Consider the following 13,331-nt stretch of genomic DNA (forward strand, 5'->3'; position numbering starts at 1 on the left):
AGATTAACCGTGCTGTTCAGCTGGTTCGAGCGCCGTGTCGACCCTTATCCCGAGGCGGCGCCAAGTCCCGCCCCGCGGGGTTTCTTCGCTTTCCTGTGGGCCGGCACCGAGGGCATGCGGCCTTTCATCCTCGGCATGATGCTGCTCACCGCCACCATCGGCGTGTTCGAGGCGCTGCTGTTCGCCATGCTCGGCCGGGTGGTGGACTGGCTCGCGGCGGTGGAGCCGGCACGGCTCTGGGCCGAGGAGGGCAGCCGGCTGTTGCTGCTGGCCGGCATCATCCTGGGCAGCATTTTTCTGGTCGCCCTGCAGACCATGCTCAAGCATCAGTCGCTGGCGGGCAACTTCCCAATGCGCCTGCGCTGGAACTACCACCGTCTGCTGCTCGGCCAGAGCATGAGCTTCTTCCAGGACGAGTTCGCCGGGCGGGTGTCCGCCAAGGTCATGCAGACCGCGCTGGCGGTGCGCGACACCTGCCTGATCATGACCGACATCCTGGTCTTCGTGGTGATCTACTTCGTCACCATGGTGGTGGTGGTCGCCGGCTTCGACCTGTGGCTGCTGCTGCCCTTCCTCGGCTGGCTGGCGCTCTACATCCTGGCGCTGCGCTGGTTCGTGCCGCGCCTGTCCAGGGTCTCGCGCGCGCAGGCCGATGCGCGCGCGCTGATGACCGGGCGCATCACCGACGCGTACACCAACATCGCCACCGTGAAGCTGTTCTCCCACGCCGGGCGCGAGGCCGGCTACGCGCGCTCCGCGATGAAGGAGTTCATGCACACGGTGCACGGCCAGATGCGCCTGGTGAGCGGCATCGAGATCGTCAACCACACCCTCTCCATGCTGCTCATTCTCGCCACTGCGGGGGTGACCCTGTGGCTGTGGTCGGCCGGCGAGGTCGGTGTCGGCGCGGTGGCCGCCGCCACCGCGATGGCGCTGCGTCTGAACGGCATGTCGCACTGGGTGATGTGGGAGACCGCGGCGCTGTTCGAGAACGTCGGCACCGTGCAGGACGGCATCAACACGCTGTCGCGGCCGCATACCGTGGTGGACCGCCCCGACGCGCAGCCGCTTGCCGTGCCGCGCGGCGAGATCCGCTTCGAGCATGTGGACTTCGCCTACGGCGCCCGTGGCGAGGACGCCCGGCGGGTCATCGACGACTTCTCGCTGACCATCCGTCCGGGCGAGAAGATCGGCCTCGTGGGGCGTTCCGGTGCCGGCAAGTCCACGCTGGTGAACCTGCTGCTGCGCTTCCATGACGTGGAGCGCGGGCGCATCCTGATCGACGGCCAGGACATTGCCGACGTGACCCAGGAAAGCCTGCGCGCAGCCATCGGCATGGTCACCCAGGACACCTCGCTGCTGCATCGTTCGGTACGCGACAACATCCTCTACGGCCGCCCGGATGCCACCGACGAGCAGATGATCGTCGCCGCCCGTCGCGCCGAGGCGCATGACTTCATCCTCGACCTCACCGACCCCAAGGGCCGGCAGGGCTACGATGCCCACGTGGGTGAGCGCGGGGTGAAACTCTCGGGCGGTCAGCGCCAGCGCATCGCCATCGCCAGGGTGATGCTCAAGGATGCTCCCATCCTGCTGCTGGACGAGGCCACCAGCGCGCTCGACTCGGAAGTGGAGGCCGCCATCCAGGCCAGCCTGTACCGGTTGATGGAAGGCAAGACGGTGGTGGCGATCGCCCACCGGCTGTCCACCATCGCCGCGATGGACCGGCTCATCGTCATGGACGGCGGGCGTATCGTCGAGGAGGGCGACCATCGCGGCCTGCTTGCCCGCGGCGGGCTGTACGCGCGCCTGTGGGCGCACCAGAGCGGTGGCTTCCTGGGCGATGAACTGGACGAGGATGAAGAGGCTGCGCTCGCCTGAGCACAGCCTCTTGTAGGAGCGGCCTTGGCCGCGATTGCAGCGTCGTTACGCTCGATGAGCGCATCGCGGCCTAGGCCGCTCCTACAGGTGGCGCTCCTGTAGTGCGCTCGGGTGCCGGGCGCGCCTTGCTGGAGCCGCTTGCCTGCGCTCGCCGGCCAGCACCGCGTGCGCATCCAGCGAGCGGATCGGCACCTCGGCATCCGCAGGGATCAGCCCCGCCAGCTGCAGCTGCAGGTAGCGGGTGCAGGTCACCCGCAGGAAGGAGGTGAAGTTGCCGCGGTCGCCCAGGGCGCCGGCCGCGTCGAGCTCGTCGTGCAGGCGGGCGACCAGTTGCGGCACGCTGAGGCCGTCGCGCTGGCCGATCTCCTCCAGCGCCTGCCAATACACGTTTTCCAGGCGCAGGCTGGTGGCCACGCCGTGCAGGCGGATCGAGCGCGCGCGCGAGGCGTAGAGTTCCGGGTCGGCGGAAGTGAAGATCTGGCACATGGCGGGGTCCGGCAGGTGGCGACCATCCGATTGTAGACAGCCCGTCGCCTGCCTGCCGCGATCCGTGTGCGGCGGGCAGGCGGGGCGGTGGTGCTCAGTGGCTGATGCGCGTGCCCAGCACCGCGAGGAACTGCGCGATCCATGCTGGGTGCGCCGGCCAGGCCGGCGCGGTGACCAGCTTGCCGTCGGTCACCGCCTGGTCGATGGGGATGTCGGCATAGCTGCCGCCGGCCAGCTCCACCTCGGCACGGCAGGCCGGGTAGGCCGAGCAGCGCTTGCCTTCCAGCACGCGCGCGCCGGCCAGCAGCTGGGCACCATGACAGATCGCCGCCACCGGTTTGTCGGCAGTGAAGAAGTGGCGCACCATGCTGACCACCTCGTCGTTCATGCGCAGGTATTCCGGCCCGCGCCCGCCCGGGATCACCAGGGCGTCGTAGGCGGCCGGGTCGATGTCGGCAAAGCTCGCGTTGAGGCTGAAGTTGTGCCCGCGCTTCTCGCTGTAGGTCTGGTCGCCCTCGAAATCGTGAATCGCCGTGGCGATCGTCTCGCCGGCCTTCTTGCCCGGGCACACCGCATGCACCGTATGGCCCAACGCCAGCAGCGCCTGGAAGGGCACCATGGTTTCGTAGTCTTCGCAGAAATCGCCGCAGATCATCAGGATCTTCTTGCCCATCGTCGTCTCCTCGTTGTGGTGTGGGCGACGCAATGGACGCGCGCCGCCGCTGCAGGGCAGTGTGCGCGCATGATCCGGATGGCGGGTGGTAACGGAGTACCGCAGCGGCGGGACAAAATGAAAACGCCGCTGTCCGAAGACAGCGGCGTCTGGTGTTCTATGGTGGTGATGGGCGGAATCGAACCGCCGACCTATGGGTTATGAATCCATCGCTCTAACCGTCTGAGCTACATCACCAACAAGCCTGCTAATATAACGGCTCAGGTTTTACTGCGTCAACAGTGCGAGTGCAGATGAAGAAGCTTTACATCCGCACCTTCGGGTGCCAGATGAACGAGTACGACTCCGACAAGATGGCGGACGTGCTCGGGGTGGCCGAAGGGCTGGAGAAGACCGACAACCCGGAAGAGGCGGACGTGATCCTCTTCAACACCTGTTCGGTGCGCGAGAAGGCGCAGGAAAAGGTGTTCCACGACCTCGGGCGCGTCAAGCACCTCAAGCAGGCCAAGCCCGGGCTGATCATCGGAGTCGGCGGCTGCGTGGCCAGCCAGGAGGGCGAGGCCATCGTCGCGCGCGCCCCCTACGTGGACGTGGTGTTCGGTCCGCAGACCCTGCACCGGCTGCCCAAGCTGATCGACGCGCGGCGCGCCACCGGGCGCTCGCAGGTCGACATCTCCTTCCCCGAGATCGAGAAGTTCGACGCCATGCCGCCGGCGCGGGTGGAAGGGGCGAGCGCCTTCGTCTCCATCATGGAAGGCTGTTCCAAGTACTGCACCTTCTGCGTGGTGCCCTACACCCGCGGCGAAGAGGTCTCGCGTCCGCTGGATGACATCCTTACCGAGGTGGCGGGGTTGGCGGAACAGGGCGTCAAGGAGATCACCCTGCTCGGGCAGAACGTGAACGCCTGGCGTGGCGCGCTGTCGCGCGACGGTGGTGAGGAAACCGGCGATTTCGCCTTCCTGCTCGAATGCGTTGCCGAGATCCCTGGCATCGAACGCCTGCGCTACACCACATCCCATCCGCGCGAGATGACCCCGCGGGTGTTCGAGGCCTACGAGAAGATCCCCAAGCTGGTCTCCCACCTGCATCTGCCGGTGCAGTCGGGCTCGGACCGCGTGCTGGCGGCGATGAAGCGTGGCTACACAGTGCTGGAATTCAAATCCGTGGTGCGCAAGCTGCGTGCGGCGCGCCCCGACCTGTCGCTCTCGTCGGACTTCATCGTCGGCTTCCCCGGCGAGACCGAGGAGGACTTCGAGAAGACGCTGAAGTTGGTCGAGGAGCTCAATTTCGACACCTCGTTCAGTTTTGTGTACAGCGCGCGTCCCGGCACCCCGGCGGCCGACCTGGAAGACCCGGTGCCGCAGGAAACCAAGCTGCGCTGGCTGGCGCGCCTGCAGAAGCAGCTGGAGTCTCAGGCTCAGGCGATCAGCCAGGCCATGGTCGGCAGCGTGCAGCGCATCCTGGTCGAAGGCCCATCCAAGAAGAGCGCGGACGAGTTCTCCGGGCGCACCGAGAACAACCGGGTGGTGAATTTCCCTGCCACCTCGCCCAACCGCGACCGCCTGATCGGACAGTTCGTCGATGTCACCATCACCGCCGCGCTGCCTCACAGCCTGCGTGGCGAGATCCTCCTGCGGGAATCCTGAATGGCACGATCCACCGAAGTGGTGCTGGAGCCGGTTGACAACGAGCGGCTGGCCAATCTGTGCGGCGCGCTCGACCAGAACCTGCGCCAGATCGAAACCGCCCTTGATGTGGCGATCGCCCGCCGTGGCGAACGCTTCACCATCAAGGGCAATCCGTCTGCCACCGAGCGCGCGGCCGAAGCGCTCAAGCGTTTCTACGGCAGGGCCGACAGCCATCTCTCGCTCGACGACCTGCAACTCGAACTGATCGAGATCAGCGCGCGCAGCCAGCCGAGCGCGGCGGTGCCTGACGCTGCGCCGGTGCTGCTCACCCGCAAGAGCGAGCTGCACGGGCGCACGCCGCGCCAGGTCGAGTACCTGCGCAACATCCTCGAGCATGACATCACCTTCGGCATCGGCCCGGCCGGTACCGGCAAGACCTATCTCGCGGTGGCCTGTGCGGTCGATGCCTTCGAGCGCGAGAAGGTCGAGCGCATCATCCTCACCCGTCCGGCGGTGGAGGCCGGCGAGCGCCTGGGCTTCCTGCCGGGGGACCTCGCGCAGAAGATCGATCCCTACCTGCGCCCGCTGTACGACGCGCTCTACGACCTGATGGGCCTGGAGCGCGCCTCCAAGCTGTTCGAGCGCGGCGCCATCGAGATCGCCCCGCTCGCCTTCATGCGCGGGCGCACGCTCAACCACGCCTTCATCATCCTGGACGAGGCGCAGAACACCACGCCCGAGCAGATGAAGATGTTCCTGACCCGCATCGGCTTCGGTGCCAAGGCGGTGGTGACCGGAGACCTGACCCAGATCGACCTGCCGCGCGGTGCGCGCAGCGGCCTGCTGGAGGCGCGCGAGGTGCTGGCCAAGGTGCGCGGCATCGAATTCACCGAGTTCCAGAAGGAAGACGTGGTGCGCCACCCGCTGGTGATGCGCATTGTTGAAGCCTACGATCAGCAGGCCGCGCGCGCGGCGCGGGCGGCGCAACAAGCCCCACAACGTGAAGAGGATCATTCGCATGGCGAAGAAGCCGGCAGCCCCGAAGATCGTCGCGATTGACGCCGACGGCGCACGCAGTCGCGTCCGCGCCGAGCGCCTTGAGATCGACTTCGGCCGCGGGCGCCGCATGGTGCTCGATTTTCCGCACATGGCCTGGGGCGACGTGGATATCGAGGCCGAATCGGACGAGGGCACGCCTGTCATCAGCGTGCAACCCGGCGCGTGCAACCTGCTTACCCTGCGGGTGGACGTGCATCACGAGATGGTGCCGGTCGAGCTCGGCGAACTGCCGGCGGCGGCCCCAACGCCAAGCCTGACGCTGACCGTGCAGAAGGCGCTGGACGACGACGAGCGCGCGCAGGCACCCAAGAAGCACCGCATCCGCAGTTGGGCGCGGGCCGCCTTGCGGCGCGATGCCGAGCTCACCGTCAGGCTGGTCGGCGAAGAGGAAGGCCGCGTGCTCAACCGCGACTTCCGTGGCAAGGACTACGCCACCAACGTGCTGACCTTCGTCTATGGTGAAGGGATGCCGATGCCGGACGAGCGGGACGATGCTCCGTTGGCGGGCGACCTGGTGCTGTGCGTCCCCGTGGTGGTGCGCGAGGCGGCGGCCCAGGGCAAGGATCTGGCCGCGCACTACGCCCATCTGGTGGTGCATGGTATGCTGCATTTGCAGGGTTTCGACCACGAAACCGAGGCCGATGCGGCGGTGATGGAAGCACTCGAAACGGAGATTCTCGCCGGGCTCGGCTACCCGAACCCGTATGCCTGATGGTCATGAGGCGCCCGTGAGGCGTCAGGCGTGGGGCAGGGCAGCACGGTTCGTGCTTGCCGCTGTGCACCCCTGACTCCTTACCTGCCACCCAACATGGACAGTTCCCCTAGTAAACCCTCATTACTCGAGCGACTTTCGGCCCTCCTGACGCGCGAACCGGAAGATCGCGAACAACTTCTCGCGCTGCTCCACTCGGCTTTCGAGCGCAACCTGCTCGATGCCGATGCCCTTTCGATCATCGAGGGCGCCCTGCAGATGTCCGACATGCAGGTGCGCGACGTGATGATCCCCCGCGCCCAGATGGATGTGATCCACCTGGACGACCCCATTGAAACCATCGCCGCCTTCGTCATCGATACCGCGCACTCCCGCTTCCCCGCGGTGGGCGAGGGCAAGGACGACGTGGCCGGCATCCTGCTCGCCAAGGACCTGCTGCGCTACTTCGCCGGCCGCGAGTTCGACCTGCGCGACATGCTGCGTCCGGCGGTCTTCGTACCCGAATCCAAGCGCCTCAACGTGCTACTGCGCGAGTTCCGCGTGAGCCGCAACCATATGGCCATCGTCGTGGACGAATATGGCGGCGTGGCCGGACTGGTCACCATCGAGGACGTGCTTGAGCAGATCGTCGGCGACATCGAGGACGAGTACGACTTCGACGAGATCGGCGACAACATCCGCCTCGACAGCCAGGGGCGCTACCGCGTCAAGGCCACCACCGAGATCGTCGATTTCAATGCGGCTTTCGACACCCATCTGTCCGATGAGGAATACGATACCGTCGGCGGCATGGTGATCCGCCAACTCGGACGCCTGCCCAAGCGCGGCGAAGCCATCGCCGTGGAGAACCTGAAGATACAGGTGCTGCGCGCCGACAGCCGGCGGGTGCATACCCTGCTGGTCGAGCGCAACAGCTCACCGGCGGAGATCGTCGGCGGCTGATGCGAACCCGCGTCCTTTTGGCTTTTGTGGCTGGTGCCGCCTCGGTACTGGCCCATGCGCCTTTCGGCATTTTCCCCCTCGCCCTCGTTTCACTTGCCGCGCTTGCCTTCCTTCTGGGGCAGGCGCGAGGAGGGCGTCGTGGTTTCGTGCTGGGCTTCGCTTGGGGGTTGGGCGCTTTTCTGGTCGGCGTTTCTTGGCTTTTCATCGCGCTCCAGCGTTATGGCGGCATGCCCGTTCCCCTGGCCGCGCTTGCCATCCTGCTGTTTTGCTCACTTCTGGCGATCTTTCCGGCGATCGCCGGCGCGCTCTTTGTCCGCCTGCGACCGGCTGGAGTAATGGCTCAGTCCGTCCTGTTTGGCGCGTTGTGGTTGTTGATGGAATGGGCGCGCGGCTGGGTCTTCACCGGCTTCCCCTGGTTGTCCGTGGGTTATACGCAGACGCCGCCCAGTCCGCTGGCTGGCTTTGCCCCTCTGCTTGGCGTTTACGGCGTCGGCGGCCTGCTGGCGCTCCTGAGTGGGTTGCTGGCGTTCTCGCCATGGCGCCGTTTACGCACGGCCTTGCCCGCCGTTCTGACCCTTGGGTTGGTGCTTTCTGGGGGGGTGTTGCTGACACGGGTTGCGTGGACCGCCCCGACTGGGGAGTTCGTGAGGGTGGCGCTGCTTCAGACCAACATCGAGCAAGACCTGAAGTGGCGGCCCGATCATCTTCGGGAATGGTTGCGCGTCAATGTCGAAATGGTTGCTGCGAGCCAGGCTGACTTGGTGGTCTTGCCCGAAGGCGCCGCGCCGCTGCTCATACACCACCTGCCGGAAGGCTATCTTGATCTGCTTGCCGAGTCGCTGCGTGAGCCGGGGGCGAATCTGATTCTCGGCACCTTCACGACGGATGGCGCCGGCGGGGTGCTCAACTCGGCGATCAGTCTCGGAGCTTCGCCCGGCCAGCATTACGCCAAGCACCATCTGGTGCCATTCGGGGAGTTCTCACCGCCACTGTTTGGCTGGGTGTATCGCTTGGTGAATATACCCATGTCGGATCAGGTGCGCGGAGCGACCGCGCAACCACCGATGCTGCTGGGTGGGCAGAAAGTGGCGGTGAATATCTGTTTCGAGGACTTGTTCGGCGACGAGCTGCGCGCAGCGTTGCCCGAAGCGGGCCTGATGCTCAATATGTCCAATCTCGCCTGGTTCGGCGACTCGTTGGCCTTGCCTCAACATCTCCAGGTAGCCCGTATGCGTGCTCTGGAAGCCGGCCGGCCGATGCTGCGGGCGACCAATACTGGCGCGACTGCCGTGATTCGCCCCGATGGGGGCATTCAGAGTGTGCTGCCGGCGATGACGCGCGGCATCCTGCACGCCGAAGTCCGTGCTCATCACGGCCTCACGCCGTATGCCCGGTGGGGAGACGCTCCGGTAGTCCTGCTGGCGGGGCTGTACGGGATGCTCGTCGCCGGGTGCATGACGTGCCGCCCGCGCGCTGCCAAATGCCAGTAAAATCCACCTCTTTGCGTTCGCAGCGCGGCGCCTGCCGCCCGAGACCATGTCCCTCCAGAATCCGACCTTCCAGCAAGTCATCCTGACGCTCCAGCAGTTCTGGGGCGACCGTGGGTGCGTGCTGCTCCAGCCCTACGACCTCGAAGTGGGTGCGGGTACCTCCCACACCGCCACCTTCCTGCGCGCGATCGGCCCCGAGCCGTGGAACGCCGCATACGTACAGCCTTCGCGCCGTCCCAAGGACGGCCGCTACGGCGAGAACCCCAACCGCCTGCAGCACTACTACCAGTATCAGGTGGTCCTGAAGCCCTCGCCGCTCAACATCCAGGAACTCTACCTGGACAGCCTGCGCGCGCTGGGCATCGACCCCAATGTGCACGACATCCGCTTCGTCGAGGACGACTGGGAGAACCCCACGCTGGGCGCCTGGGGTCTGGGCTGGGAAGTGTGGCTGGACGGCATGGAAGTGACCCAGTTCACCTACTTCCAGCAGGTCGGCGGGCTGGACTGCAAGCCGGTGCTGGGCGAGATCACCTACGGTCTGGAGCGCCTGGCCATGTACCTGCAGGGCGTGGAGAACGTCTACGACCTGACCTGGGCGGTGTACCCGGACGGCTCGAAAGTCACCTACGGCGACGTGTACCACCAGAACGAGGTCGAGCAGTCGAAGTACAACTTCGAGCATTCCAACGTCGATTTCCTCTTCTCGCTGTTCGGCAACTACGAGTCCGAGGCCAAGCGCCTGATGGAAGCGGGCCTGGCCCTGCCGGCCTACGAGATGGTGCTCAAGGCCGCGCACACCTTCAACATGCTGGACGCCCGTGGCGCCATCTCGGTGACCGAGCGCGCCGCCTACATCGGCCGCATCCGCAACCTGTCGCGTGCGGTGGCGCAGGCCTATTTCGAATCCCGTGAAGCGCTCGGCTTCCCGATGCTGAACAACAAGGAGGCCGTGTGATGAGCGCCACCACCCATCGCGCGACCCTGCTGGTCGAACTGCTCACCGAGGAACTGCCGCCCAAGGCCTTGCCGCGCCTGGGCGAGACCTTCGCCACGAAGGTCGTCGAAGGCCTGAAGGCCAAGGGCCTGGCCGCGGCCGATGTGGCCGGGCGCAGCTTCGCCAGCCCGCGCCGCCTGGCGGTGACCGTGGCCGACGTGGCGGCCGAAGCGGCAGCGAAGGAGGTCACCGAGAAGCTGATGCCGGTTTCGGTGGCGCTGGATGCCGACGGCAAACCCACGCCTGCGCTCCTCAAGAAGATGGAGGCCAAGGGCATCCCGGCCGATGCAGTGGCCGGTTTCGAGCGCCGCATCGACGGCAAGGCCGAAGCCCTGTTCCACACCGCGCTGGTGCCGGGGGCGAAGCTTGCCGAGGTGCTGGCCGGCATCGTGCAGGACGCGGTGAAGGCCCTGCCGATTCCCAAGGTCATGCGCTGGGGCGACGGCGATGCCACCTTCGTGCGCCCGGTGCACAAGCTCACCCTGCTGCACGGCGCCGAGGTGGTGCCGGGTCGTGTGCTCGACCTGGACTCCGGCCGCACCACCCGCGGGCACCGCTTCATGAGCCGCGGCGAGATCGATATCGCCACCGCCGAGGCCTACGAGCCCACCCTGCTCGCCGAAGGCAAGGTGATTCCCTGCTTCACCGAGCGACGCGCCAACATCGAGGCGCAACTGGTGGCCGAAGCTGCCCGCCAGGGCGCGCAGCTGGGCGAGTACGCCGATCTGCTGGATGAAGTCACCGCCCTGGTCGAGCATCCCACCGTGTACGTGGGCGAGTTCGAGGCCGAGTTCCTCGCCGTGCCGCAGGAATGCCTGATCCTGACGATGCGCGCCAACCAGAAGTATTTTCCGCTGTTCGACGCGCAGGGGCGGCTGCAGAACCGCTTCCTGATCGTCTCCAACATGAACGTGGCCAACCCGGTGAACATCGTCGCCGGCAACGCCCGCGTGGTACGCCCGCGCCTGTCGGACGCGCGCTTCTTCTTCGAGCAGGACAAGAAGCAGAAGCTCGAGGCCCGCCTGCCGCGCCTGGCGCCGGTGGTCTACCACAACAAGCTGGGCAGCCAGCTTGAGCGTGTCGAGCGCCTCGAGGCGCTGGCCGGCGAGATTGCCGCCCGCCTGAACGCCGATGTCGGTGCGGCCAAGCGCGCCGCGCGCCTGGCCAAGGCGGACCTGGTCACCGACATGGTGGGCGAGTTCCCCGAACTGCAGGGCATCATGGGGCGCTACTACGCGCTGGCCGACGGCGAGGGCGAGGTGGTGGCCGACGCCATTCAGGCCCACTACCAGCCGCGCTTCGCCGGCGACGCGCTGCCGGCCGGCAACGTGGCCGCGGCGGTGGCGCTGGCCGACAAGCTCGACGCGCTGGTCGGCTTCTTCGGCATCGGCATGGTGCCCACCGGCGACAAGGACCCCTTCGCGCTGCGCCGCGCCGCGCTCGGCGTGCTGCGCATCCTGATGGAAACCCCCTTGCCGCTGGAACTGCCGGCGCTGATCGCGGCCGCCGCGGCCGGCTTCAAGCCCGGCCTGCTGAACGCCGAGGGCTTTGCTGCGCAGTTGCAGGACTTCATGCTCGAACGCCTGAGGCACCTGCTGCGCGAGGGCGGGCGCGATGGGGCGGTGATCGACGCGGTGCTGGCGCTCAGGCCCGCGCGCATCGACCTGGTGCCGGCCAAGCTCGCCGCGGTGGAAGCCTTTCGCGCGCTGCCCGAGGCCGAGGCGCTGGCCGCGGCCAACAAGCGCATCGTCAATATCCTGAAGAAGGCCGAAGGCACGCCTGGTGAGCCGGACATCGCCCTGCTGCAGGAAGAGGCCGAGAAGGCGCTGTTCCACCAGGTCGTCGAGGTCGCCCCGCTGGTGCGCTCGCATGTGGACAACGAGGACTACACCGACGCGCTGTGCGCGCTGGCCGGCCTGCGCGACGCGGTAGACCGCTTCTTCGACGGCGTCATGGTGATGGCCGAGGAGCCGCTGACCCGCGCCAACCGCCTGGCGCTGCTCAACCAGCTGGCCGGGCTGATGAACCGCGTGGCGGACATCTCCCGCCTGTCGGCCTGAGGCGGGCGCGATGAAGCTGATCATCCTCGACCGTGACGGCGTCATCAACTACGACTCCGACCAGTTCATCAAGTCACCGGATGAATGGCGGCCGATACCGGGTTCGCTGGAGGCGATCGCCAAGCTCAACCAGTGGGGCTGGCGGGTGGTGGTGGCGACCAACCAGTCGGGGGTGGGCCGCGGCTTGTTCGGCATGGACACGCTGAACGCGATCCACGAGAAGATGGTCAAGAGCCTCGCCCAGGTCGGCGGACGCATCGACGCGATCTTCTTCTGTCCGCATGCGGCCGACTCCACCTGCGATTGCCGCAAGCCGAAGCCGGGCATGCTTCAGCAGGTGTCCGAGCGTTTCAACATCCCGCTCGACGGCGTGCCGGTGGTGGGTGACAGCCTGCGCGACCTGCAGGCCGGGTTGGAGGTGGGTGGCAAGCCCTATCTGGTGCTGACCGGCAAGGGGCAGAAGACGCGGGACGATCCGGCCCTGCCGCCCGAGACGCAGATCTATCCCGACCTCGCGACCGTGGTGGCGGACCTCACCGCATGATCCGCCACCGGCCGTTTCCGTCCGCCCGTTTCAGAGTTGCGTGATTCCGTGATCGTCCTTCGCTCCATCCTGTTCGCCCTCGTGCTGGCGGTGGTCACTCCGCCGTACGCACTGTTCGGCTTCCTCACCTTTCCACTGCCGCCGCGCATGCGCCACCGCATCATCACCTCGTGGGCGCCGCTGGTGCTGTGGTTCGTCTGGCACCTGCTGGGCATCCGCTACCGGGTGATCGGCCGCGAGAACATCCCGCCCGGACCGGCGGTGATCCTCTCCAAGCACCAGTCGGCCTGGGAGACCATGGCCCTGCAGGTGATCTTCCCGGCGCTGTGCTTCGTGCTCAAGCGCGAGCTGCTGCGCGTGCCCTTCTTCGGCTGGGGGCTGGCACAGGTGCCGGGCATCGCGATCGACCGTTCGGCCGGCAAGGACGCGCTGGCGCAGGTGGTCGAGCAGGGCAAGCAGCGCCTGAAGGAAGGCTACTGGGTGGTGGTCTTCCCCGAGGGCACCCGTGTGGCGCCTGGCACGACGCGCCGCTACAAGATGGGCGGGGCCTTCCTCGCGCGCCGCGCCGGGGTTCCGGTGGTGCCGGTGGCGCACAACGCCGGCGAGTTCTGGCGACGCAATGCCTTCCTGAAGCGCCCCGGCGAGATCGTCGTCAGCATCGGGCCGGCGATCGAGGTCAAGGGGCGGAAGGTCGAGGCGATCAATACCGAAGCCGAGACCTGGATCGAGAACGAGATGCTCCGCCTGTTTCCTCACCATTACGCCGGGAACGGCGGCCAGGCCGTCGTCCTGAGCGAGCGGGACAAAGGCGGCCGGGCCTCTTCGGCCGAGCAGGGAACGGGCGGCGCCTGAGCCGGCC

General features: G+C 66.9%; 12 protein-coding genes and 1 tRNA gene. 10 read left to right on the forward strand and 3 right to left on the reverse strand.

Features of this window, described 5'->3' with window-relative positions; genetic code table 11:
* The first annotated feature begins 9 nt into the window (after nucleotides 1-9).
* Entirely contained in the window at nucleotides 10-1,881 is a 1,872-nt protein-coding gene (locus IAI53_RS16350; RefSeq protein ID WP_349771937.1) for an ABC transporter ATP-binding protein, read from the forward strand.
* Between the two features lie 81 nt (nucleotides 1,882-1,962).
* Here the strand turns inward: IAI53_RS16350 and IAI53_RS16355 are convergent, their stop codons facing one another.
* From IAI53_RS16355 to IAI53_RS16365, 3 genes are all read right to left on the reverse strand, one after another.
* The gene (locus IAI53_RS16355; RefSeq protein ID WP_187719200.1) at nucleotides 1,963-2,367 is read right to left on the reverse strand and encodes a ribbon-helix-helix domain-containing protein; all 405 of its coding nucleotides are present in this window, start codon (nucleotides 2,365-2,367) and stop codon (nucleotides 1,963-1,965) included.
* Between the two features lie 94 nt (nucleotides 2,368-2,461).
* A complete protein-coding gene (locus IAI53_RS16360; protein ID WP_187719201.1) occupies nucleotides 2,462-3,040 on the reverse strand; it encodes a DJ-1/PfpI family protein in 579 nt (192 codons plus the stop codon).
* 160 nt (nucleotides 3,041-3,200) lie between these two features.
* Nucleotides 3,201-3,277: transfer RNA gene (locus IAI53_RS16365), tRNA-Met, on the reverse strand.
* Nucleotides 3,278-3,333: 56 nt separating this feature from the next.
* Between IAI53_RS16365 and miaB the strand changes: the two genes are divergently transcribed.
* From miaB to IAI53_RS16410, 9 genes are all read left to right on the forward strand, one after another.
* A complete protein-coding gene (gene miaB / locus IAI53_RS16370; protein WP_187719202.1) occupies nucleotides 3,334-4,686 on the forward strand; it encodes a tRNA (N6-isopentenyl adenosine(37)-C2)-methylthiotransferase MiaB in 1,353 nt (450 codons plus the stop codon).
* Entirely contained in the window at nucleotides 4,687-5,727 is a 1,041-nt protein-coding gene (locus IAI53_RS16375; protein ID WP_187719203.1) for a PhoH family protein, read from the forward strand.
* Nucleotides 5,687-6,439, forward strand: a complete 753-nt coding sequence (gene ybeY, locus IAI53_RS16380) for an rRNA maturation RNase YbeY (protein ID WP_187719204.1) — start codon at nucleotides 5,687-5,689, stop codon at nucleotides 6,437-6,439. Before IAI53_RS16375 ends, ybeY begins: the two co-directional genes overlap by 41 nt.
* A gap of 96 nt (nucleotides 6,440-6,535) precedes the next feature.
* Nucleotides 6,536-7,381, forward strand: coding sequence for a CorC family transporter (locus IAI53_RS16385; protein WP_187719205.1), 846 nt, complete (start codon nucleotides 6,536-6,538; stop codon nucleotides 7,379-7,381).
* Complete coding sequence (lnt, locus tag IAI53_RS16390) at nucleotides 7,381-8,871, forward strand: apolipoprotein N-acyltransferase (RefSeq protein ID WP_187719206.1); 1,491 nt, start codon at nucleotides 7,381-7,383, stop codon at nucleotides 8,869-8,871. Before IAI53_RS16385 ends, lnt begins: the two co-directional genes overlap by 1 nt.
* Nucleotides 8,872-8,917: 46 nt before the next feature.
* The gene (glyQ, locus tag IAI53_RS16395) at nucleotides 8,918-9,829 is read left to right on the forward strand and encodes a glycine--tRNA ligase subunit alpha (RefSeq protein WP_187719207.1); all 912 of its coding nucleotides are present in this window, start codon (nucleotides 8,918-8,920) and stop codon (nucleotides 9,827-9,829) included.
* Nucleotides 9,829-11,928, forward strand: a complete 2,100-nt coding sequence (glyS, locus tag IAI53_RS16400; RefSeq protein WP_187719208.1) for a glycine--tRNA ligase subunit beta — start codon at nucleotides 9,829-9,831, stop codon at nucleotides 11,926-11,928. The genes glyQ and glyS overlap by 1 nt, the downstream gene beginning before the upstream one ends.
* A gap of 10 nt (nucleotides 11,929-11,938) precedes the next feature.
* Nucleotides 11,939-12,472, forward strand: coding sequence for a D-glycero-beta-D-manno-heptose 1,7-bisphosphate 7-phosphatase (gene gmhB / locus IAI53_RS16405; RefSeq protein WP_187719209.1), 534 nt, complete (start codon nucleotides 11,939-11,941; stop codon nucleotides 12,470-12,472).
* A 48-nt stretch (nucleotides 12,473-12,520) separates the two neighbouring features.
* On the forward strand, nucleotides 12,521-13,324 hold the full coding sequence (locus IAI53_RS16410; RefSeq protein ID WP_187719210.1) for a lysophospholipid acyltransferase family protein: 804 nt from the start codon (nucleotides 12,521-12,523) through the stop codon (nucleotides 13,322-13,324).
* The last annotated feature ends 7 nt before the right edge of the window (nucleotides 13,325-13,331 follow it).

The organism is Thauera sedimentorum, assembly GCF_014489115.1.
GTDB classification, from domain to species: Bacteria; Pseudomonadota; Gammaproteobacteria; order Burkholderiales; family Rhodocyclaceae; genus Pseudothauera; species Pseudothauera sedimentorum.